Genomic DNA, 20,882 nt, shown 5'->3' on the forward strand with positions numbered 1-20,882 from the left:
CCATGGCCGGATATGAATGGATCAGCCTCACTACCGACTACGGGACGTTCGACGGGTTCGTCGCGGCGTGCCATGGCACGATCGCGCGCATCGCGCCCGCCGTACGCGTCATCGACGTGACCCACCACGTGCCGCCGGCCGACGTGACCCGCGGCGCCGCGGTGCTCGCCCAGACCGCGCCCTACCTGCCAGCGGCGGTGCACGTCGCGGTGGTCGACCCGGGCGTCGGCACGGCCCGCCGCGGGCTGGTCCTCGAGACGCCGAACGGCTTGCTGGTCGGCCCCGACAACGGCCTGCTGATCTGGGCGGCCGACGCGCTCGGCGGCGTCGACCGCGCCTTCGAGCTGGCCAACAAGGACTGGCTGATCGGCGACGTCTCGCGCACCTTCCACGGCCGCGACGTGTTCTCCCCGGCTGCCGCCCACCTCGCGCTCGGCGGCAGCCCGGTCGACGCCGGCCCCGCGATCGATCCGGCCGACCTGATCCGGCTGCCCGACCCGGTCGTCACGGTCGGCGACGGCTGGATCGAGTCGGAGGTCGGCACGGTCGACCGATTCGGCAACGTGCAGTTGTCCGCGACCGGCGACGTGCTGGCCGGCCTGGCCCAGGAGCTGGTGATCAACGGCTCGGTCAGCGCCCGGCGCGGCACCACGTTCGCCGACGTCGAGCGGGGCGAGCTGCTGGTGTTCGAGGACTCGGCCGGCCACGTGGCGATCGCGGTCAACAACGGCCGGGCCGTGGTCGTGCTCTCGGTGCGCCCCGGCGACATGATCCGGATCTCGGCGCGAGCCTAGCCTTGCCGCAGCGTATCGCGGTATGAGCGGTATGTCCGATCCCCGAGAAGTCGCCACACGACGCGAGCCGGCACCGGCAAGTCGGCGAGAAAGCGCTTCTTCTCCTCCGGTGTCGCCTCCTCGAAGATCGACCCAAGGAAGATAAGCGCGAGCTTCCCCTGGGGGATCGACTCACGCCCACGCTCCCCGAGAGCGTCCCATTCGGCCTGCGTGACATGCGCCTCGGCGAGGGGCAGGAGCTCCTGCTCCTCGTCGGCGAGGTGCTCGTCGAGCGCCACCGACGCCTGCGCGATCACATCGGCCAGCTCGTCCCGGTCGCGGGCGGTGGCGGTTTTCCGCCACCGCGGGTTGATCTCGCCGATCCGCTCCAGCGGCTCGTGCAGCCGATGGTGCTGCGCCTCCATCCGGTTGATCAGCTCGGTCTGGGGCGTGGCCCGCTGCAGCAGCAACGGCCAGAGCAGCTCGTCCTCGGCGGTGTGGTGGTGGTGCAGCCCGTTCGCCAGGTGCTCGAGGTGGTACCCGACGGTCTCGGCGCGGGCGGTGTCCCCCTCGGCCACCGCGCGCACGAGGGCCGGAAGCATGCGGAAGTCCCGGCGGAAAACCCGGTGCACGAGTGGCATGTCCCAGGTGTCCGCTCCTGCGGTCATCGTTGTCATGAGTACAAGGTCACCCCGTCCGCTTGCAGACTGCCTGCAATCTGTTTGCAGCCCTATGCTCGGCCCGTGTTGATCGGCAGGGTGCTCGGTCCGACCGAGGTGGAGGCCGGCGGGCGCGTGGTCGATCTGGGCGGCCGGCTGCCGCGCCGCCTGGTCACGGCGCTGCTGGCGGGCGAGGGCCGTCCGGTCGGCGAACAGACCCTCGCCGAGACGATCTGGGATGGGTCACCGCCGGCGAGTTTCTCCAGCTCCCTTCACGCGTACGCGTCGCGTCTGCGCCGCGCGTTCGGCCCGTCCCGGGATGCGCTGGCGAGGTCGGGCGCCGGTTATGTGCTGCACACCGACGAGACAGACGTGGCGCGGTTCACGGCCGGCCTCGCTCGCGGACGGCAACTGCTGGCGTCCTCGCCGAGCGAGGCGTTGCGCGCCTTCGACGCGGCGCTGGCGTTGTGGCGCGGCGATGCCTTTGCCGATCTCGACGAGGCTCTGGGTGCCGAGCGCGCCGCGCTGGCCGAGCTGCGAGCGGTGGCTGCCGAAGAGCGCCTGGCGGCGCTTCTGGCGATCGGGGATGCGCCTGGTGCGGTGGCCGCGCTTGATTATTCCGTACGGGAGGAGCCGTACCGCGAACGCCGCTGGGAACTGCTGATCGTCGCCCTCTACCGCAGCGGCCGCCAGGCCGACGCCCTCACCGCCATGCGCCGCGTCCGCGCCCAGCTCGCGGTCGAGCTGGGCATCGACCCCGGCCCAGCGCTGCAGGACCTGGAGGCCCGCCTCCTCGCCCAGGACCCCGCGCTCCTGCTGCCCGCCGCGCCCGCGTCCGCGTCACCCTCGGCTTTCAGTCGGCCACTCTCACATTTTCTCGGGCGGAGCGAGGAGCTGGCGCTGCTCGCCTCCCTCGCGCCCGCCAGCCGTCTCGTGACGCTCGTCGGCCCCGGCGGCGCGGGCAAGACGCGGCTGGCCGTGGAGTTCGCCGCCGCCTCGCATCCCTGGTTCGTCCGGCTCGCCGCTGCCTCGCATCCCTGGTTCGTCCGGCTCGCCGACGTCGACGAACCGGCCCTGGTCCCCTCGGTCGTCGCCGACGCCGCCGGCGTGCGCGCCGCGACCACCGAGGCCCTGGCGGCGGCTCTGGGCGACCGGCCCGGCCTGCTGGTCCTCGACAACTGCGAACACCTGGTCGAGGCCGTCGCCGCCCTGACCCTGACGCTGCTCGCCGCCTGCCCCGGCGTCCACGTGCTCGCCACCAGCCGCGAGCCGCTCGGCATCGACGGCGAGACCCTGCTCCCGGTCGCCCCGCTGCCTCCGGCCGACGCGATCGCCCTGCTCACCGACCGGATCACCGCGATACGTCCCGGCTGGCGCCCCGACGAGGCCGAATCGGGGCAGCTGGCCCGCCTCGCCACCGCCCTCGACGGCATCCCGCTCGCCCTGGAACTGGCCGCGGCCCGCTGCCGGGTGCTCGGCCTCGCCGAGCTCCTCGACATGCTCGACCAGCGCTTCCCCGCGCTCGGCCCAGTGCCGCGCGGCGCCCTCGCCCCGCACGAGACCCTCGAGGCCGCCATCGCCTGGAGCGTCGACCTGCTCTCGACCGGCGACCGCGCCCTGCTGCTGAGGTTGTGGCCCTTCGAGGGCGGTTTCACCCTCGACGCCGTCGGCGGCGACCTGGCCGCGCTGTCGTCCCTGGTGGCCCGCTCGGTCGTGGTCGCCGACACCACGGTCACCCCGAGCCGCTACCGCCTGCTGGAGATCGTCCGCGCCTACTGCCGTAACCGCGACCCGTCCCCGGGCGCCAGCCGGGCCGCACACGCCGCCTGGGTGCGCGACCTGGTCGAGCGAATGGCGCCGGAGCTGGCCGGCGAACGCTCGGCCCACGCGATCCGGGTCCTCAACCGGGAACTGGCCAACCTGCGCACCGGCATCACCCACGACCTCACGGCCGACCCGGCCGCGGCCCTGCGGACGGCCGCCCTGCTCGACTGGTTCTGGTACCGCGGCGGCCACGTGACCGACGGCCTGCGCCTCCTGCGCGCCGCCCTGGCCGCCACTTCCCCGGGACCGCCCACCAGCCCTGCCTCGGCCGGCGGCGCGAGCGCGACCAACGCGGGCGCGGGCGGCGCCGGCGCGGGCGCGGGCGGCACGGGCGCGGGCGCGGGCGGCACGGGCGCGGGCGGCGCGGGCCCGGGCGGCGCGGGCAGCGGCAACGACCGTGCGCGGGCCATGCTCGCCGCCGGGACCCTGCAGTTCCTGACCGGGGACGCGGCGGGCGCCGACGACTTCCTGCGCGAGGGCATAGCCGCGCTCGGGCCGGCGCCCGACCGGGAAGGACTGGTGCTGCGCGGGCAGGCCTACTACTACGAGTCGATGCTGCGGACCGCGCTGGGCGACTTCGACGGGGCGGTCGCGGACGGCCGCGGCGCCATGGCGCTGGGCCAGGAAATCGGCGAGCAGCGGCTGGTCGCGGCGGGCGCGATGGTGCTCGGCTGGGCGCTGGCCGGCGCCGGCGACGTGGCCGAGGGCCGGCGGCTGCTGACGACGGCCGTCGGCATGGCGGCGGCGATCGGCCAGACGTGGACGGCCGCCTACAGTCACCTGCTGCTGGGCCGCGTGCTGCTCCGGCCGCCCAGCGACCCGGCGGCGGCTCTCGCGTCGCTGCGCGAGGCGGTGCGCCTGTTCCAGGAGGAGGACGACGTCGGCAACGTCCTCGGCGGCCTGCTCGCCGGCGCGCTGGCCCTGCTCCTGCTGGGCCGCCACGACGACGGCGCGACGCTGGCCGCCGCCGTACGCCGGGAGGCGGCCCGCCGCGGCCTGATCTACGAGCCGGGCGACCCGATCGGCAGCGCGGCGCTCGACGCCGCCCTGGCCGCCGCCGGCGAAACCAGCCGCGACCCGGCCGAGCTCGACCGCGCCGCCATGACCGCCCTCCTCGACGCCGCCGCGCGATGATGGACGCATGCCCGAAGGTGACACCGTCTGGAACACGGCCCGCGTGCTCGAGCGCGCCCTGGTCGGCGACGTTCTGACCGGGAGCGACTTCCGGGTGCCGCGGCTCGCCACCGCCGGCCTCACGGGATGGACCGTGGCCGAGTCGGCCAGCCGGGGCAAGCACCTGTTGTTGCGGCTCACCCGCGACGGCGAGAAACCGCTCACCCTGCACTCCCACCTGCGGATGGACGGCGCGTGGCGGGCCTACGCGCCGGGCGAGCGCTGGTCCGGCCGCCCGGCCCATCTGATCCGGGTCGTGCTGCGCACCGCACGCTCGGTGGCGGTGGGATATCACCTGCACGAGGTCACCCTGGTGCCCACGGCGGACGAGGAGACGCTCGTCGGCCATCTCGGGCCGGACCTGCTCGGCGACGACTGGGACCCGGCCGAGGCCGCGCGGCGGATCGCCGCCAGGCCGGGCGCGACGATCGCCGAGGCCCTCCTCGACCAGCGCAATCTCGCCGGCGTCGGCAACCTCTACAAGGCCGAGACGATGTTCCTGCGTGGACTGTGGCCGTGGACGCCGATCGCCGAGGTCCCCGATCTCGACGGCGTGGTCACGCTCGCGCAGAAGCTGGTCGCCTCGAACAAGGGCCGCTGGACCCAGTCGACGACCGGCTCGCTGCGGCGTGGGCAAACCACCTATGTGTACGGCCGGCGCGCCCAGCCCTGCCGCCGCTGCGGCGCCGCGATCCGCAAGGCCGAGCAGGACGAGCGCGTCACGTACTGGTGCCCACGCTGCCAGCCGAGGCCGGCTAGCGGGTGATGGTGACGGCCGTTCCGTCGGTTCCCATGTCGGCGATGACGGCTTCGCCATTGCTCATCACGGCCATCCACGTCAGCTTGCGCGGCCCCGGGCCGGTGTCCGGCGGGATCTGGCCGCGCAACGTGTACTCGACGCTGTCGTGGTCGTCGATGCTGTCCTGCGTGCACTCGATGCGCTGCCAGGGTCCGGTGGTCTTGGCCGCGACACCCAGCTGGAAGACCGGACAGGAATCCATCGGATACTCGCTCGGGAAGACATTGCTGATCCGGACGGTGTAGGAGAACTCCTCTCCCTGGCGCAGAACCGCCGGCGCCTCGACGGTGGCGTTGAGGGACGCGTAGTCCATCGGCGGCTCCACGAACCACTGGGTGACGTCGGCGCCGCAGACACCTTTGAGGACCCGGGACGCGGGCAGGCTGAGCTTCTTCTCGCCGACCGTGAGGGTCAGGTCGCGGTAGGACCGCGGCTTCTCCCCGGCGGGGCAGGTCGTGTTGGCGCGGATCTGGACGCGGGCCATCTCGCCCGGGTCGATCGTGGCCGGGAACTGCCGCACGACGCTCTGGTCGAGCGGGCCGAGGTCCGCGGCCGCGATGGGCTCGGAGGCGCCGGTGGCGGTGTTGACCCCGGACAGCGCCGGCTTGCCCGACACGGTGCAGCGCTCGCTGTTGGTCGGGCGCAACGCGAACCCGGTCGACTGCCCCCAGGGCGCCGACTGCACGATCCAGTCCACCGCGCCGACCTGGTCGAGCCGGCACGGCGGCGCGTCGGGGCGCGGGGAACGGCGCAGGATCTGCGGCGCGGCGACCGGTTCGGCGCTGACAATCGACGTCGACGGCGGCGGGCGATGGGTGACGACCGCGAGGCCGCCGGCTGCCGCGCCGGCCACCAGGACCACGGCCGCGGCGGTGACCAGCAGCTTCCGGCGCCGGCGGCGGGTGATGCCGGCCTCCACCCGGGCCACCGGGTCGGGCCACGCCGGGAGCGGGGACGGACCGGCGTGCATCGCGGCGCGAAGGTCGTCTTCGATCGTCTGCGGGTCGATTTTCATCGGGCGCCCTCTTCCGCCGGGTGCTGGTGGGCATCGGGACCGAGCTCGCGGCGCAGCCGGGCGATCGCCCGCGACGCGGTGCTCTTGACTGTTCCGGCCGAGCAGCCGAGCGCCTCGGCGATCTGGGCTTCGGACAGGTCCAGGTAGTAACGCATCACGATCACCGTGCGCTGCTGGCGCGGCAGGCAGCTGAGCAGCCGGATCAGCGACCCGTCGGACGGCTCGATGGCGGCGGCGCCGGTTTCCGGCGCGTCACCGACCAGCCGCTCACGACGCAGTGACCGGACCCGGTTCAGGTACCGGTTGGTGATGATCCGGCGCAGGTAGCCTTCCGGGTCGCCCTGTCCTTCGATGCGCCGCCAGGCGACGCCGGTGCGTTCCAGCGCGTCCTGCACCAGGTCCTGCGCGAGGTGCGAATCACCACACAGCAGGTAGGCATAGCGCAGCAGCGCCGCATGCCTGACGCGCACGAATTCGGCGAACTGATCCGGCGCCGCCCATCTCATCACAGAACTAGGACACTTCAGCGGCATAGACGGTTGTCATGAATCCCGAACTTTCTCAGGCCCGCCGGGCGTGGCGGTACGCGATCGTGCCGGGCAGAGCCAGCGCGGCCAGGGGAAGAACGGGGATGGCAACGAGCAGCCCGAGGAGCAGGGAGAGCACGTCGTCCCGCCGGCCGGACGCGAACCAGGTCAGCAGCGCGGCCGGCACCCACAGCAGCACGATCACGGCCGCCACCACCAGCGCGGCCCGCTCCACCCCGCGCAGCGGGACCGCGGAGAGGTCCTTCACCGCCGCGAACACCGCCAGGGCGACCAGCAGGATCTCGGCGGAGACCCAGACGAGCGGGCTGTCGCCGAGCCACGGGGAGTAGTAGTTGCTCGCCACCAGCACCACGTACAGCAGGCTGCCGACGATGACCAGACGCCACCACCGCCGGGGACGGTCGGTCATGGGCATGCGGGGATCGCCACCTTTCCGTGCTCGCCCGTGTGGACGGTGGCGACCTTGGCCCGCCGGGTGACGGGCGACGGCAACCACGGGGAGTTCCGGTCACCTGCCAGGACAGTGAAGCACGTCTTCGCCGGCAATTTGAGGCTCTCTGTCCCGTTCGCACCCACGCACGGCGCGTGCAGCGAGGCCAGCGCGGTCACGGCCGAGCCGGCCTTCAGCGAATCTCCGGCCAGGGCCGGCCAGTTGCCGAGCGCGGAGCAGATCTCGGCGTAGTAGCCGACTCGCGACAGCGACATGTCGCCGGTGCTGGTGACCTGCCACAGACCGCGGGCCGCGGTCGCCCGGTCCACGTCGGCCGGATCCGTACCCGTCGTCGTGTAGTAGGCCTGGGCCGAGTCCGAGGCCAGGTCACCGCTGGTGCCGGCGCCGCGACCTTCCGCGGCATAGAAGGCGGCCGCGGAGGCTCCCACGGGGAACGGCGAGCCGACCGCCACGACCAGGTCGGGGCGGTCCACACCGAGATAGGCGGCCCGGACCGACGCGAAGGAGTAGCCCTCCAGCCGGACGACGGTCACCTTCTCGGCCTGCTCGATGCGGCCGACGGCGGCCCGGTAGTCGGCGGCCGTGCTGGTGGCCGCGCCCTTGGCGGTCAGGCAGCTCTGGCGCACCGACGCCACGGCACTGCCGGACGCGGGTCGCGGGTACCGCTGCGTGGACTCGCGGTAGAACGATGACATCGCCGTCCGGCACTGCGGATCGTAGGGCGCCACTACCCAGGGCTCGTCCAGGACTAGCAGGTTGAAGCCCCGCTTCCCGGCATCGGCCTGCGTCTGCTCGTAGCGGGCGTCGATGTTGGAGAGATTGGAGACACCGGGGCCGCCACCGTCGAAGATCATCGTCTTCGTGGTCGCTTGCGCCGCCCGGAAGAGCAGGTAGCGATACGTCTTTCCGCCGACGGCGACCGTGTGGCAGACACCGTCGTATCGGGTCGACGGGTCGGCGCAGGGATTGGCGGCGGCGGTGGGCGGGGGAACGACCGCCGCCACCGGCCGCGTGGGGCCGTCCGAACGACAAGCAGTGAGGCACAGCGCCATCCCGGCGAGGATGGCGACCAGGACCGGAAGGGGCCGGAGCCGCTCCCGTGAGGAGCGGCTCCGGCTGTGGATCATCGGTACCACAGGCCGTCCGTGTAGCTCTCTTCCCACTTGTTCAGGCCGTTGATGCACGGCGTGAACGGGATCCAGCCGCAGCTGGACATCGTGACCCAGACGTAGTCCGACCACACCGGGGTGGTGCCGTTCGAGGTGTACCGGGCGTACGAGTCGATGTACTTCTGGCTCGTCTCGTGTCCGAGGTACTTGGTCCCGGTCTGGTAATACGAACCGCCGGCCAGGTTCTGGATACCGCCACAACCGACGAGCGGGATTTCCAGGCCGCCGTAGGAGAACTTGGCGTTGTTGCACTCGAGGCTGCTGGGGAGGGGACCGTAGTTGTACGGGCCTCCGGTGATCCGGCTGTAACCCTTGGCCTCGCGGAAGCGGATGGTGAACTCCTGGACTTCCCGCCGGATAGCCGCCTCGGTCTGGCCGACCGTCATCTTCGAATACCGGTTGTAGATGTACTCGGAATTCGACTTCTTGAACTTCTCGTAGCAGTCGTAGACCTGGTCGTCGCTGGCGCCCGACGTCGGGTTGTCGAACCACAGCGTCCGGCAGGCGCCCGCCACCCGCGGCAGGCCTGTGCCCGCCGAGTGCCCGGCCGCCTGGGCCGACACGGTGTCGGTCGGCACCTCGAACTCCGCACCCAGACCGACCTGGTCAACGCCCTCCTCGGTCACGACGATGGCGCTCTTGAGCTTGACGCCCTTGGGCACCACCGCGGTGAACTTGCGGCCGGAGAGGTCGGCCGTGAAGGTGTCGAGGTCGGCGTCGGCGACGAGCTGCGACCGGCGCATCGCGTCGTCGACGTGCTTGCGAACTCGCTCCTTCAATTTGCCGGTAGCCTTTTCGCCGGCCACCCTTTCGAACTTGTTCACAACAGTGAACTTCGGCTGGGCTTTCGACTTGGTTTCGGCAGCGAAAGCGGTACCGGGCAGCAGGCCCAGAACCGCGATCGCGGCAGCACTCAGTGCCACCACTTTTTTCAAGGAATTCCCCGTTCCCTGGAAGGGTAGATCGCTGTGACCGCAAGGGTTTCGGCCACATCGGCGCGGCTTGCCGCGTTGCCGGGGACATTACTAAACATCAATCTTTTGGTGGGGGCACCCGCTCGACCCGGCGCATCGGGAAAATTACCGAAGGTAGCCGGAAATGGCGCTCGGATCAGCACTGACCGCGCGCCTCAGTGACGGAACGTAGCAATTCCGGTGGCGCAAGTCACATAGTCGGCAGTAAATGCCTCATGCAGCTAGATCGAGGTCGCGGGCGGGCGCTTGAGCTCGCCCAGGGCCTCGGCCAGGCCGCGCAAGCGGTCGGTGGCGTCGACCAGGCCGGCGTGGGCGGGATGACGTCCGTCGCCCATGGGGTGGCCGTCCTCGGCGACGTAGCTGGCCGCGGCGGCGACCAGGCGCTCGTAGGCCGTGACACCGTCGGTGAACTGCTCGGCCAGGGCGGCGTGGGACTGCTCGATCCCCGCGCGACGGTCGCCGGGTGGGCTGAGCGGGATGGCGCGCTCGACACTCGCCACCCGCTGGCCGAGGTCGCGCAGCCACTGCTCGGCCACCGCCGCCTCGAGGACGGCCGCCTCGCCGGGGCCGGTCAGCCGGCCGGAGAGAGCGGCGAGCGTGGCCGACGCACGGTCGAGCCGGTCCCAGGCCTGCGTGATCGCCGAGCCGCGCAGGGCGTAGCGGTTCTTCTGCCGGCGCATCTCGTGCAGCATCGTGCGACCGACCGGGAAGCGCTCGATCGCGGCGGCCAGCCGCTGACCGGCGAGCGCCGGGTCGGGCGGGGGCGGGGCCGGCGTGGCGGCCAGCGCGCGGTGATCGCTCCACCGCCACCAGGCGAGCGCGACCGAGGAACCGGCCGCGCCGGCCCAGATCGCGTCGACCACGCCTATCCCCGAATAAGGCGTGAGGACCGCGGTGGCCGCGACCAGGCCTCCCCCCAGCACGCTCCACCGCCGCGCCGAGCCGCGCAGGCGCTTGAGCCGCCGGAAATACCTGGTCCGCTCGTCCACCGCAGGTCCTCCCCCTTGACGACTGGACCGGCTCAGCCGGCCGCGGTCGTGTCGCCCCGCTTCTGGTTCATGCTGGCGCGGATCTCGTCGAGCCGGGCGACGCTGGCCGGGTCGGCCGCCGGCGGGGCCTGCTCGACGGCGGGCTGCTGCGGCGAGGCCGCGAGCTTCTCGCCGGCCATGCTGGCCCGGATCTGCTCGAGCCGCGAGGAGCCGGCCAGGTCGAGGCTGGACTTCTGCACCTCGAGCATGCGGCCCTCGACCGAGTTCGACGCGAGCTCGGCGCGACCCATGGCGTTCGCGTACCGCTGCTCGATCTTGTCGCGGACCTCGTCGAGCGACGGCGTGTTGCCGGGCGCGGCGAGCGACGACATCGACTCGAGCGACTTGGCCACCGTCTCCTGCATCTTGGCCTGCTCGAGCTGGCTGAGCAGGCGGGAGCGCTCGGCGATGCGCTGCTGGAGCACCATCGCGTTGTTCTCCACCGCCTTGCGGGCCTGGCCGGCCGCGGCGAGGGCCTGGTCGTGCAGGGTCTTGAGGTCTTCCATCGACTGCTCGCCCGAGACCAGCTGGGTGGCGAGCGTCTGCGCGGTCGACTCGTATTTCTGCGCCTCGGACTCGTTGCCGTCAGCACGGGCCTTGTCGGCGAGGACGAGGGCCTGGCGGGCCATGCCCTGCAGCTTCTCGACCTCGGACATCTGGCGGGACAGCTTCATCTCCAGCTGCCGCTGGTTGCCGATGACCGCCGCCGCCTGCTGCACGAGCGCCTGGTGCTGCCGCTGCGCGTCCTCGATGGCCTGCTGGATCTGTACCTTCGGGTCGGCGTACTCGTCGATCTTCGCACCGAAGAGCGCCATCATGTAACGCCAGCCCTTGACGAACGGGTTCGCCATCTCGCGGTATCCCCTCAATGTCGCTCAGTCTTCGGCACCATCGACGCGGAAACGAGGACCTGTCCCTCGATGGCGCGTGAACACCATCGTGACAGCTCGCCGCCACCGTCGTCACGTGTCCTCGGGGGGATCTCAGGGTCTCCCCCACGGCATCGAGGCTACGCCGTGTGCGGTGTCAGGGTCGATCCCGTACTGTGCTGCAACCGGCGCCTGGTCCTACGGACGGCGCGGAGAACCCGGGCCCCTGCGGGGCCAACATCCATATACGGTCAGGGCCGGACCACCAACGGCGATCCGGCCCTGACAAAACGCTGTAAGGAACTAGGCGGCGTACACGACTTCGCGGTTGGGTTTCCGCGTGGTGCGCAGCGTCGCCTTGAGCGGCGAATCCTGGCGCACGGAGACGGAGACGTCTCCCTCGCGGGCGACCTTGCGGACCGCGGCGGGCTCGTCGGCCGGCTTGACCGGCGTGAGCACGCCCTCCATCTCCTCGGCGAGCAGCAGCGTGTCGCTGACCTCGCCGAGCACCTCGGACAGGCGCGCGCCGAGCGCTTCGCAGATCGCGGCGAGCAGCTCGCTCGACGCTTCCTTCTGACCGCGCTCGATCTCGGACAGGTACCCCAGGCTGACATTCGCGGCGGTGGACACCTCGCGCAGCGTGCGGTGCTGTCCCTGCCGGCGCGCCCGAAGTGCGTCGCCGATAACCCGGCGTAGCAGGACCATGGCACCTCCTCCTGCGGCGGGCCGCCGGCACGCGCCGGAGGCTTCCCGCAACCGTACCCGTTGCCGGCGACGCCGACATCCCGCCCCGCCGAATTCCGGGCGGGCCCAGCGGCGGGACCTCGGTTCAACAACCGCGATCACTGCAACATTCCGCAGCTCAGGATGGGTTCGGCGCCTCTTGCAAGGTGTCTGAGAGGAGTCTCAGAACACTCATCACACTTTCGGTTCGGATGACGTCCCGGTTTCCGTCGAGTTGCAGCTCACGTACGGCGGAGCCGGCCGCGCCCGCGACGGCGATGTAGACCCGCCCCACGGGCTTGCCGTCCTGCGGATCGGGACCCGCCACACCGGTCGTCGCCAGGCCCCAATCGGCGCCGCAGCGCTCCCGGCAGCCGGCCGCCAGGGCCACCGCCACCTGCGGATCCACCGGCCCGCGCTCCTTCAGCAGCAGCTCGGGCACGCCGGCCAGCGAGGCCTTCAGATCGGTGGCGTAGACCACCAGGCCGCCGCGGTAGACCGCGCTGACCCCGGGGATCTCGACGATGGTGGCCGCCACCAGGCCGCCGGTGAGCGACTCGGCGGTGGCCAACGTCTCACCGCGCTCGACCAGTCGGTGGACCGCGGCGGCGGCGGCAAGGCGGGTCTCGGACACGTCCACGACCCGAGCTTAGTGATCGCGGCGCAGGCGCAACGCCTGGACGAGATAGTCGCCGCCGGTGACCACGGTCACGACCAGGGCGGCGCCCATCAGCCACGGCCCGATCACGTCGAACGGCTCCGGGACCGGCCACAGGTACCAGGCGATCGCGGCGATCTGCAGCACCGTCTTGAGCTTGCCGCCGCGGCTGGCCGCGATGACGCCGTACCGGATGACCCAGAAGCGCAACGCCGTCACACCCCACTCGCGGGCCAGGATGACGATCGTCACCCACCACGGGAGCATGTCGTAGATCGACAGCAGGATCAGGGCGGTGCCGGTCAGCGCCTTGTCGGCGATCGGATCGGCGATCTTGCCGAACGACGTGACCAGCGACCACTTGCGGGCGATCCAGCCGTCCACGAAGTCGGTCGCCGAGGCCAGGCAGAAGACGAGACAGGCAGCGATGCGCGCGCCCGTGCCCTCGAGCCCGGAAGCGACGACGATGGCCACGAAGACCGGAACCAGCACGATCCGCAGGACGGTAAGAACGTTCGCCGGGTTGTAGGGCGAGACACGCGGCGTGGTGACCGGCTCTTCGGTCACGGGCGTGGCACCGGGGCCGCGTCGATCATCTCGACCGGCACCGCGATCAGGTCGACGCCTTCCGTCGCGGTCACCCGGGCCCGGACGAGGTCGCCGGGCCGCAACTTATCAAGATCTGCGGAGGAGTCCCCCGAGACAAGCGTAGTGGAGCCGTCGACCTCGGGGGCCTGGTGCTCGGCGCGGCCCTCGACCTCGCCGCCGGCGATCGAGTCGACCAGCACCTCGACGATCGAGCCCAGCCGCTCCTCGGCCCGCTGGGCGCACAGCTCGTCGGCGAGCGACACCAGGCGGTCGTAGCGGCGCTTGATGGTGTCTTCCCGGACCTTGCCGGACAGGCCGGCCGCCTCGGTGCCGTCCTCATCGCTGTAGTCGAAGACGCCGATCGCGTCGAGCCGCGCGTCGGTGAGGAAGCGGACCAGCTCGTCGACGTCCTGCCGGGTCTCGCCGGGGAAGCCGACGATGAAGTTGCTCCGCGCGCCGGCGGCGGGCGCCAGGGCCCGGGCCGAGTCGAGCAGCTCCAGGAAGCGCTCGGTCGAGCCGAAGCGCCGCATCCGGCGCAGCACCGGCTCGCTCGAGTGCTGGAACGAGAGGTCGTAGTAGGCCGCGACGCCGGGCGTGGTGGCGATCACCTCGACCAGGCCGGGGCGGGTCTCGGCGGGCTGCAGGTAGCTGGCCCGGACCCGGACGATGCCGTCGACCGCGGCGAGCTGGGGCAGCAGCTTTTCCAGCAGGCGGGGGTCGCCGAGGTCCTTGCCGTACGACGTGCTGTTCTCACTGACCAGCACCAGCTCGCGCACGCCCGACTTGGCCAGCCACTCGGCCTCGGCCAGCAGCTCCTGCGGGTCGCGGGAGACGAACGCGCCGCGGAACGCCGGGATGGCACAGAACGAGCAGCGCCGGTCGCAGCCGCTGGCCAGCTTGAGCGAGGCCACCGGGCCGGAGTCGAGCCGGCGGCGCAGCACCTGACGCAGGTGGGCGGGAGTGTGCTCGTCGACGGTCGCGTGCCCGGGGATGACCACCTTGGCGGCCTGCCGCTGCACGGGCGTGATCGGCAGCAGCTCGCGGCGGTCGCGCGGGGTGTGCGCGTCGAAGCGCTCGCCGGCCATGACCCCGTCGAGGCGGGACGCGATGTCGGCGTAGTCGTCGAAGCCGAGCACGGCCTGCGCCTCGGGGAGGCTCTCGGCCAGCTCCTTGCCGTACCGCTCGGCCATGCAGCCGGCCGCCACCACCTTGGCGCCGGTGTCGGCCGCGGCCAGCAGCGTCTCGATCGAGTCCTGCTTGGCCTTTTCCACGAAGCCACACGTGTTGACAAGCACCACGTCGGCACCGGACGCGTCGGTGCTGACCTCCCAGCCGCCGGCGTCGAGCCGGGCTGCGAGCTCCTCCGAGTCGACCTCGTTACGGGCACAGCCGAGGGTGAGAAGGGCGACCCGGCGACCAGAAGGATTTACTGAAGGAGTTACCGACACTCCGACAAGGTTACCGGGCGCCGCGCGGCGGCCGTTCCCCCGCACGGACGGTAACGCCGTTGTTTGATCGGAGCGGGCCTTCCGCCCGTAATACTCAGCACGATGCCGAACATCAGAAAACAGCCCCAGCACGCCGAGGCCCTGCTGGTCGGCGCCCTGGTCGTGTGCGCCGTGCTGGCCCGCTCGGCGGGCTGGGCCGTGGAAACGAACGACATGGCGATCTTCGACATGTGGTACCACCAGATCGCGGCCGTGGGGCCGTGGCACGGGGTGGGCGACGAGATCGGCAACTACAACGCGCCCTTCGTCTACCTGCTGGCGGCGCTGATGTACGTGCCGGGGCCGCTGGTCTTCAAGCTCAAGGCCGTCTTCGTCGTGTTCGACGTGGTGCTCGCCTTCTTCGCGTACAAGATCGTGGGGTTGAAGTTCCCCGGCCGGCGGATTCCGATGGCGGCCGCGCTGGTGACGGTGCTGCTGCCGACCGTGGCGATCAACGCCTCCTGGTACGGCCAGATGGACGCGATGTGGGCCGGTCTCGCCGTCGGCGGGGTCTATTTCCTGCTGCGCGAGCGGCCGTGGCCCGCGGTGGCGCTGTGCGCGGCCGCCCTGGCGATCAAGCCGCAGGGGATCTTCATCTTCCCGCTCCTGCTGCTGCTGGCGCTCGGCGGCCGGCTGCCCTGGCGTACGTTCCTGGCCGTCCCCGCCGTCTTCCTGGTGCTCGACCTCCCGGCGCTGCTGGCCGGCCGCAATCCCGTCGAGCTGTTCACCATCTACGACCTCGGGCGCCAGGCCAAGAACATCCCGGTCCTCACCTATCGCGCCCCCAGCCTGTACGCCTTCGTGCCGGCCGGCGAGGCCGCCGGGACCGTCCGCACCCTCGGCTATGTCTTCACGGCCGTGCTCGTCCTGGCCCTCTGCTACATCCTCATCGTCAGGAACGTCCACATCACCCGGGGCCGGCTGGTCGCCGTCGCGGCGCTCTTCGCGATCATGGTGCCGTTCTTCCTGCCCGGCATGCACGAGCGCTACTTCTTCCTGGCCGACGTGCTGACCGTCGTCCTGGTCTTCTACCGGCCGCGGCTATGGCCGGTCCCGCTGCTGGTCCAGGCGGCATCGCTGCTCTGCTACGAGGCGTACCTCTTCGGCGGCACGTCCCCCGCGATGCTGCCGCTGGTCGTCCCGGCGACCCTCATGCTCGCCGCTCTCGGGTTGCTTGCTCACCACGTACTCAAGGATGCCTTTGATCTTGAAAAGCCCGAGATCCCGGACACTCCCGCGGAGCTCGAGGCCGAGATCAATCGTCCAGGCGCAGCGAGGCGAGGGCCTCTTCCAGCCCGTCGGGCTTGATCAGCACGTCGCGGGCCTTCGATCCCTCGGACGGGCCGACGATCTCGCGCTGCTCCATCAGGTCCATCAGCCGGCCCGCCTTGGCGAAGCCCACCCGCAGCTTGCGCTGCAGCATCGACGTCGAGCCGAACTGACTGGTCACGACCAGCTCGATCGCCTGCAGCAGCAGGTCGAGGTCGTCGCCGATCTCCTCGTCGATCTGCTTCTTCTTGCTCGGCGGCGCGTCGGTCACGCCCTCGCGGAACTCCGGCTCGCGCTGGTCGCGGCAGAACTTGACGACCGCCGCGATCTCCTTCTCCTCGACCCACGCGCCCTGGATGCGGGTCGGCTTGGAGGCGCCCATCGGCAGGAAGAGACCGTCGCCTCGGCCGAGCAGCTTCTCCGCGCCCGGCTGGTCGAGGATGACCCGGCTGTCGGCGAGCGAGGAGGTGGCGAACGCGAGCCGCGAGGGGACGTTCGCCTTGATCAGGCCGGTCACGACGTCGACCGACGGGCGCTGCGTGGCCAGCACGAGGTGGATGCCGGCGGCCCGGGCCAGCTGGGTGATCCGCACGACCGAGTCCTCGACGTCGCGCGGCGCGACCATCATGAGGTCCGCGAGCTCGTCGACGATCACGAGCAGATAGGGGTACGGCTTCAGCTCGCGCTCGCTGCCCGGCGGCGCGGTGATCTCGCCGCTGCGCACCTTGCGGTTGAAGTCGTCGATGTGGCGTACGCCGTTGGCGGCGAGGTCGTCGTAGCGCATGTCCATCTCGCCGACGACCCACTCGAGCGCGTCCGCCGCCTTCTTCGGGTTCGTGACGATCGGCGTGACGAGGTGCGGGATCCCCTCGTACGCGGTCATCTCGACCCGCTTGGGGTCGACCAGCAGCAGCCGCACCTCGTCCGGCGTGGCCCGGGTCAGCAGCGACACCAGCAGCGAGTTGAGGCAGGAGCTCTTGCCCGCGCCGGTGGCGCCCGCGATCAGGATGTGCGGCATCTTGGCCAGGTTGGCCACCACGAAGCCGCCCTCGATGTCCTTGCCCAGCGCGACCAGCATCGGGTGGTGGTCGCTGGTGGCGGCCCGCGAGCGCAGCACGTCGCCGAGCGAGACCATCTCGGGGTCGGTGTTGGGGATCTCGACGCCGACCGCGCTCTTGCCCGGGATCGGGCTGAGGATGCGCACGTCGGCGGACTTCACGGCGTACGCGATGTTGCGGGAGAGCTGAGTGATCCGCTCGACCTTGACGCCCGGGCCGACCTCGACCTCGTAGCGGGTGACCGTCGGGCCGCGGGTGAAGCCGGTGACCACGGCGTCGACGTTGAACTGGTCGAAGACGCCGGCCAGCGCGGCCATCACCTCGTCGTTGGCGCGGCTGCGGGCCTTCGCGGGCGCGCCGGTGGCCAGCAGGGTCGGCGGGGGCAGGTGGTAGTCGCCCTCGAGCGCGGTGATCTCGAGCTGCTCGGCGCGAGTGGGAAGCGGCGAGTGCTCCGCCGGCGCGGCCGGCTTTTTCCGACTTTTCGGAATTGGCACGACATCGTGGACTATTTCGTCGTTTTCTTCCTCCAGCGGAGGCGCCAGGCCGATGTCCGCGAGTGAACCCTGGCGGCGGCGCGACGGCCGCCGCGGTTTGACCGGCTCGTCCTCTTCGTCCTCGTCCTCGTCGAGATCCAGGTCGATGTCGGGCGAAGGCAGCGGCGATCGCGCGGTGTCGCGCCCGAGCAGCACGTCGACCAGCAGCAGCACCCGCTCGGGGATCTTGTTGATCGGGGTGGCGGTGATCACCAGCAGGCCGAAGACGAACAGCAGCACCAGCAGCGGCACCGCCACCCACGCCGTCACCGCCCGCTCGAGCAGCCCGCCGACGCCGTAGCCGAGCAGGCCGCCGCCGTTGTCCGTGGCCAGGTCGGCGCCGGGCTCGGGCTGCTGGGCGATGTGCAGCAGGGCCGCGGTGGCCAGGATGATCGCCGTCCAGCCGACCACGCCGCGCCCGCGGTGCTCCGGATCGGCGGGCCGGCGCATCAGCCGGATCGCGCCGTAGAGCAGCAGCAGCGGGAGCAGCACGGCGAGCCCGCCGAAGAACAGCCGGACCGCGTCGGCCAGCCATTTGCCGACCGGGCCGGCGCTGCCCGCCCAGACCGCGACGCCGATCAGGATGGCCAGGCCCAGCATCAGCAGGCCGGCGCCGTCGCGGCGGTGCTCGGGGTCGATCTCCTTGGCCGTGGCGGCCTGGCGCCCGACGCCGCGGGCCACCCAGCCGACGCTGTGCGCGACGCCCATCCAGAGGGCGCCGACCCCGCGGCCGAGCCCGGTGGCGACCACCGAGCTGGTCGAGGGGCGGGCACGGGTCGCACTCGGGCGGCGCGCCGGCGCCTTCCGGGGCGCGGCCTTGCGGGGGGCCGCCTTCCGGGGCGCGGGCTTCCTCGCCCTAGCCGGAGGTGTGCGGGCAGCCATGAACACACCGTAGCGTCGATGCGCCCGGCGAACGTGAAGGCGCACCGCGGGCTACTGTCGTCCCGTGCAGGCTTTGACCCATGAAATGATCAAGTCGGTGCTGGACGCTCGCGAGTTCAGCTACATGATCGACGAGGACGGCGACGTCGTCGGGAACTTCCAGGGCAACCTGGTCTATTTCTTCCAGATCGGCGAGCACGGCGAGATGCTCCAGGTGCGGGCCATGGTGCAGCACGCGTTCGGCATGGAGGACGTGGTCCGCCTCTACGAGTTCTGCAACTCGTGGAACCACGACCGGCTCTGGCCGAAGGCGTACGTGCACATCCAGGACGACGGCGTGGTCAACGTCATCGGCGAGGTGCTCGCCGACTGGGAGAAGGGCGTCACCGACGAGCAGCTCGATCAGGTGATGATCTGCGGGATCGCGACGGGCTGCCAGCTCGCCGACGCCGTCGCCGAGCTACGGCAAAACCGGCCCACGAGCTGAGCACCACCAGCGCCGCGACGATCTGCGCGGCCCGCTCGTGCCCGACGGGGTAGAACAGGCCGGCCACGTGGTTGGCGAGAAAGCCGCCCTCGTGCGCGGGCAGGCCGGCGTGGGCGCGGGCCCGGTCCTCGACCCAGGTGAGCGGGCAGGGCAGGCTCGCGGCGACCACCAGCAGGAGCCAGGCGGCCGCGGCGACCTGGAACCAGATCAGCCACGGCCAGCGCCACGCGGCGAAGCCGCCGAGCAGTCCCAGGGCCAGGAACGCGAAATGCAGGCCCACGGCGACTTGCGCGACGGCTTCGTAGAACACGCCTACACGGTAAGGCGGGACGTCACCCTCGGCAGGTGGGGTGGCGTCCCGCCTTATCCGTTACGGGGTGGCAAACCCCAGGGTGTACGAGCCCGTGCCGGAGGTCGCGCGGACCACGTACCGGTAGGTGCCCGAGCGCGCGTTGACGCTCAGGGTCTTGTCGCCCTCCCCGGTCGCCCGGGCCACGGTGCGGAACCCGTTGCCGGTCAGGCGCTGCAGGAAGAGGTCGAAGTCGGCGCCGTCGGGGGCGTCGAGGCAGGCGGTCTGCCGGCCGGCGTTGGCCCGGAAGGCGCCGTTGCCCGGGGTGGCCTGGGCCGAACCGGACCGGTTGATCGCACCCTGCCGCTGCACGGGCAGCTGCTCGCAAGCACTCGCCTGCTCCGCCGGCGGGGCACTGGGCTCTTCCTCGGCGGGCGGGGCGGCGCCGCCGCTGGTCACCAGCGTGAGGTCGTTGACCGCGAGGATCTCGTTGACCGGCTGGAAGAACGTCTCGCCGCCGACCGTGCAGTCGCCCGAGCCGCCCGAGGTCACGCCCTGGGCCTGGTCGCCGGAGAGCCACGGCCCGCCGGAGTCGCCGCCCTCGGCGCAGACGTTGGTCCGGGTCAGGCCGGTGACCGCGCCCTCCGGGTAGACGACCGTCTGGTTCTTGGCCAGGATCGTGCCGCAGCGGGTGCCCGTGGTCGAGCCGGAACGGCAGATCGCCGCGCCGACCGGCGCCTCGGTGTTGCCCGCGACCGGGAGCTCGTTGCCGGCGAAGTCGTTGACCACCGCGCGCGGGGTCCAGTCGCCGTTGACCTCGACGAAGCCCATGTCGGCGTCGCCCGGGAAGACCGACGCCTTGACGACGCCCTGGGCCTGCTGGTTGAAGCCGGTGGTGGTGTCGCCCGGCGTGCCGCAGTGCCCGGCGGTCACGAAGCCGCCCTCGACCGAGAAGCCGATCGAGCAGCGGGCGGTGCCGCCGTCCAGCGAGATGAAGTACGGGTCGGCGCCGCGCACGTCGAACAGCGGCTTCGGCGAGGCCGCGCTGGTCTGCACGGTGACCGCGTCACCGGCGACCCCGGCCTCGCGGGCCAGGCTCTTCGCCGCCGCGGTCTTGCCGGGCTTGGCCACCACGACCAGCTTGTTGGTCTGCACGTCGACGTACCAGCCGGTCACCCCGGCGGCGTCGGCGCGGACCGCGTCCAGCTGCTCCTTGGCGCCGATCAGCGTCTGCTCGCTGCGCTTGACCATCACCGGCACCGCGCCGGCGGCGCGCACCGCGGCGGCCGCGCCGGAGTCGGTCACCGCGATCTTGAGCGTGGTGCCGTCGGTGGCGAGCCAGGCGCCGCCGAACTCCGAGCCGGTCTTCGCCGCCAGCGTCGCGGAGACTCGCGAAGCCCACAGTGAACGCTTGAGGCGGGCCGTCGCCTGCTCACCATCCAGACCCAGGTCGCGTGCCATCGCCTTAAGAATCTGCGGAGACACATCGGACCTGGTCGGGGCGGCCTTGGTCGACGACGTGGTACCGGCCATCGACGGCAGCGTGAACGCCACCGCCGCTCCGACCGCTGCCACGACCGCCGCCGCCACGGCGATCCTGCTGCGCTGCATCTCGAGGAACTCCCC

Annotated in this window: 20 protein-coding genes; 5 read left to right on the forward strand and 15 right to left on the reverse strand. The window is 71.6% G+C overall.

Translation table 11 applies throughout. The features are described from left to right. Nucleotides 1-2: 2 nt before the first annotated feature. A complete protein-coding gene (locus tag ACQPZX_RS42230) occupies nt 3-794 on the forward strand; it encodes an SAM hydrolase/SAM-dependent halogenase family protein (RefSeq protein WP_433368785.1) in 792 nt (263 codons plus the stop codon). On the opposite strand, the gene ACQPZX_RS42235 is transcribed toward ACQPZX_RS42230, so the two are convergent. Next, the gene (locus ACQPZX_RS42235) at nt 791-1,450 is read right to left on the reverse strand and encodes a hemerythrin domain-containing protein (RefSeq protein WP_433368788.1); all 660 of its coding nucleotides are present in this window, start codon (nt 1,448-1,450) and stop codon (nt 791-793) included. The genes ACQPZX_RS42230 and ACQPZX_RS42235 overlap by 4 nt on opposite strands. 66 nt (nt 1,451-1,516) lie before the next feature. Between ACQPZX_RS42235 and ACQPZX_RS42240 the strand changes: the two genes are divergently transcribed. Together ACQPZX_RS42240 and ACQPZX_RS42245 are read left to right on the forward strand one after the other, a co-directional pair. Continuing rightward, nucleotides 1,517-4,390: a BTAD domain-containing putative transcriptional regulator gene (locus tag ACQPZX_RS42240; RefSeq protein WP_433368791.1), complete on the forward strand. Its 2,874-nt coding sequence runs from the start codon at nt 1,517-1,519 to the stop codon at nt 4,388-4,390. A gap of 7 nt (nt 4,391-4,397) precedes the next feature. Then, on the forward strand, nt 4,398-5,195 hold the full coding sequence (locus ACQPZX_RS42245; RefSeq protein WP_433368794.1) for a DNA-formamidopyrimidine glycosylase family protein: 798 nt from the start codon (nt 4,398-4,400) through the stop codon (nt 5,193-5,195). Here ACQPZX_RS42245 and ACQPZX_RS42250 read toward each other — a convergent pair. The 11 genes from ACQPZX_RS42250 to rimO all read right to left on the reverse strand — a co-directional run bounded on the left by ACQPZX_RS42250 (nt 5,185) and on the right by rimO (nt 14,699). After that, complete coding sequence (locus ACQPZX_RS42250; protein ID WP_433368797.1) at nt 5,185-6,243, reverse strand: hypothetical protein; 1,059 nt, start codon at nt 6,241-6,243, stop codon at nt 5,185-5,187. The genes ACQPZX_RS42245 and ACQPZX_RS42250 overlap by 11 nt on opposite strands. After that, a complete protein-coding gene (locus tag ACQPZX_RS42255) occupies nt 6,240-6,749 on the reverse strand; it encodes a SigE family RNA polymerase sigma factor (protein ID WP_433368800.1) in 510 nt (169 codons plus the stop codon). The genes ACQPZX_RS42250 and ACQPZX_RS42255 overlap by 4 nt, the downstream gene beginning before the upstream one ends. Before the next feature lie 55 nt (nt 6,750-6,804). Next, on the reverse strand, nt 6,805-7,206 hold the full coding sequence (locus ACQPZX_RS42260; RefSeq protein WP_433368803.1) for a hypothetical protein: 402 nt from the start codon (nt 7,204-7,206) through the stop codon (nt 6,805-6,807). Continuing rightward, entirely contained in the window at nt 7,197-8,369 is a 1,173-nt protein-coding gene (locus tag ACQPZX_RS42265; protein WP_433368806.1) for a hypothetical protein, read from the reverse strand. The genes ACQPZX_RS42260 and ACQPZX_RS42265 overlap by 10 nt, the downstream gene beginning before the upstream one ends. Beyond that, complete coding sequence (locus ACQPZX_RS42270; protein WP_433368809.1) at nt 8,366-9,235, reverse strand: hypothetical protein; 870 nt, start codon at nt 9,233-9,235, stop codon at nt 8,366-8,368. Before ACQPZX_RS42270 ends, ACQPZX_RS42265 begins: the two co-directional genes overlap by 4 nt. 371 nt (nt 9,236-9,606) lie before the next feature. Further along, nucleotides 9,607-10,374, reverse strand: coding sequence for a phage shock envelope stress response protein PspM (pspM, locus tag ACQPZX_RS42275; RefSeq protein ID WP_433368812.1), 768 nt, complete (start codon nt 10,372-10,374; stop codon nt 9,607-9,609). Nucleotides 10,375-10,406: 32 nt separating this feature from the next. After that, nucleotides 10,407-11,264, reverse strand: coding sequence for a PspA/IM30 family protein (locus ACQPZX_RS42280; RefSeq protein ID WP_433368815.1), 858 nt, complete (start codon nt 11,262-11,264; stop codon nt 10,407-10,409). A gap of 321 nt (nt 11,265-11,585) precedes the next feature. After that, nucleotides 11,586-11,987 (reverse strand): helix-turn-helix domain-containing protein, encoded by a 402-nt coding sequence (locus tag ACQPZX_RS42285; protein ID WP_433368818.1) that lies wholly within the window; start codon nt 11,985-11,987, stop codon nt 11,586-11,588. A gap of 157 nt (nt 11,988-12,144) precedes the next feature. After that, nucleotides 12,145-12,645 (reverse strand): CinA family protein, encoded by a 501-nt coding sequence (locus tag ACQPZX_RS42290; protein WP_433368821.1) that lies wholly within the window; start codon nt 12,643-12,645, stop codon nt 12,145-12,147. A 9-nt stretch (nt 12,646-12,654) separates the two neighbouring features. Beyond that, the gene (gene pgsA, locus ACQPZX_RS42295) at nt 12,655-13,230 is read right to left on the reverse strand and encodes a CDP-diacylglycerol--glycerol-3-phosphate 3-phosphatidyltransferase (RefSeq protein WP_433368824.1); all 576 of its coding nucleotides are present in this window, start codon (nt 13,228-13,230) and stop codon (nt 12,655-12,657) included. Continuing rightward, the gene (gene rimO / locus ACQPZX_RS42300) at nt 13,227-14,699 is read right to left on the reverse strand and encodes a 30S ribosomal protein S12 methylthiotransferase RimO (RefSeq protein WP_433368827.1); all 1,473 of its coding nucleotides are present in this window, start codon (nt 14,697-14,699) and stop codon (nt 13,227-13,229) included. Before rimO ends, pgsA begins: the two co-directional genes overlap by 4 nt. A gap of 102 nt (nt 14,700-14,801) precedes the next feature. On the opposite strand from rimO, the gene ACQPZX_RS42305 reads away from it, so the two are divergent. Next, entirely contained in the window at nt 14,802-16,046 is a 1,245-nt protein-coding gene (locus ACQPZX_RS42305) for a glycosyltransferase 87 family protein (protein WP_433368830.1), read from the forward strand. Here the strand turns inward: ACQPZX_RS42305 and ACQPZX_RS42310 are convergent. After that, entirely contained in the window at nt 15,994-18,480 is a 2,487-nt protein-coding gene (locus ACQPZX_RS42310) for a DNA translocase FtsK (protein ID WP_433368833.1), read from the reverse strand. The genes ACQPZX_RS42305 and ACQPZX_RS42310 overlap by 53 nt on opposite strands. 64 nt (nt 18,481-18,544) lie before the next feature. Between ACQPZX_RS42310 and ACQPZX_RS42315 the strand changes: the two genes are divergently transcribed. Beyond that, entirely contained in the window at nt 18,545-18,967 is a 423-nt protein-coding gene (locus tag ACQPZX_RS42315; RefSeq protein WP_433368836.1) for a YbjN domain-containing protein, read from the forward strand. Here ACQPZX_RS42315 and ACQPZX_RS42320 read toward each other — a convergent pair. Together ACQPZX_RS42320 and ACQPZX_RS42325 are read right to left on the reverse strand one after the other, a co-directional pair. Then, entirely contained in the window at nt 18,864-19,277 is a 414-nt protein-coding gene (locus ACQPZX_RS42320; protein ID WP_433368839.1) for a DUF2784 domain-containing protein, read from the reverse strand. The genes ACQPZX_RS42315 and ACQPZX_RS42320 overlap by 104 nt on opposite strands. A 60-nt stretch (nt 19,278-19,337) precedes the next feature. Next, nucleotides 19,338-20,867 carry a S1 family peptidase gene (locus tag ACQPZX_RS42325; protein ID WP_433368842.1) on the reverse strand — a complete coding sequence of 510 codons (1,530 nt, stop codon included), beginning with the start codon at nt 20,865-20,867 and terminating at the stop codon, nt 19,338-19,340. Nucleotides 20,868-20,882: the final 15 nt, after the last annotated feature.

The organism is Actinoplanes sp. CA-142083, from assembly GCF_050942195.1.
Taxonomy (GTDB): domain Bacteria; phylum Actinomycetota; class Actinomycetes; order Mycobacteriales; family Micromonosporaceae; genus Actinoplanes.

What these genes read in the sequence shown, in the direction of transcription:
- ACQPZX_RS42325 (WP_433368842.1), bottom strand. Translation starts at nt 20,867, where the DNA reads ATGCAGCGCAGCAGGATCGCCGTGGCGGCGGCGGTCGTGGCAGCGGTC.
- ACQPZX_RS42250 (WP_433368797.1), bottom strand. Translation starts at nt 6,243, where the DNA reads ATGAAAATCGACCCGCAGACGATCGAAGACGACCTTCGCGCCGCGATG.
- ACQPZX_RS42245 (WP_433368794.1), top strand. Translation starts at nt 4,398, where the DNA reads ATGCCCGAAGGTGACACCGTCTGGAACACGGCCCGCGTGCTCGAGCGC.
- ACQPZX_RS42305 (WP_433368830.1), top strand. Translation starts at nt 14,802, where the DNA reads ATGCCGAACATCAGAAAACAGCCCCAGCACGCCGAGGCCCTGCTGGTC.
- ACQPZX_RS42285 (WP_433368818.1), bottom strand. Translation starts at nt 11,987, where the DNA reads ATGGTCCTGCTACGCCGGGTTATCGGCGACGCACTTCGGGCGCGCCGG.
- ACQPZX_RS42235 (WP_433368788.1), bottom strand. Translation starts at nt 1,450, where the DNA reads ATGACAACGATGACCGCAGGAGCGGACACCTGGGACATGCCACTCGTG.
- ACQPZX_RS42310 (WP_433368833.1), bottom strand. Translation starts at nt 18,480, where the DNA reads ATGGCTGCCCGCACACCTCCGGCTAGGGCGAGGAAGCCCGCGCCCCGG.
- ACQPZX_RS42280 (WP_433368815.1), bottom strand. Translation starts at nt 11,264, where the DNA reads ATGGCGAACCCGTTCGTCAAGGGCTGGCGTTACATGATGGCGCTCTTC.
- ACQPZX_RS42255 (WP_433368800.1), bottom strand. Translation starts at nt 6,749, where the DNA reads ATGAGATGGGCGGCGCCGGATCAGTTCGCCGAATTCGTGCGCGTCAGG.
- ACQPZX_RS42265 (WP_433368806.1), bottom strand. Translation starts at nt 8,369, where the DNA reads ATGATCCACAGCCGGAGCCGCTCCTCACGGGAGCGGCTCCGGCCCCTT.
- ACQPZX_RS42230 (WP_433368785.1), top strand. Translation starts at nt 3, where the DNA reads ATGGCCGGATATGAATGGATCAGCCTCACTACCGACTACGGGACGTTC.
- ACQPZX_RS42260 (WP_433368803.1), bottom strand. Translation starts at nt 7,206, where the DNA reads ATGCCCATGACCGACCGTCCCCGGCGGTGGTGGCGTCTGGTCATCGTC.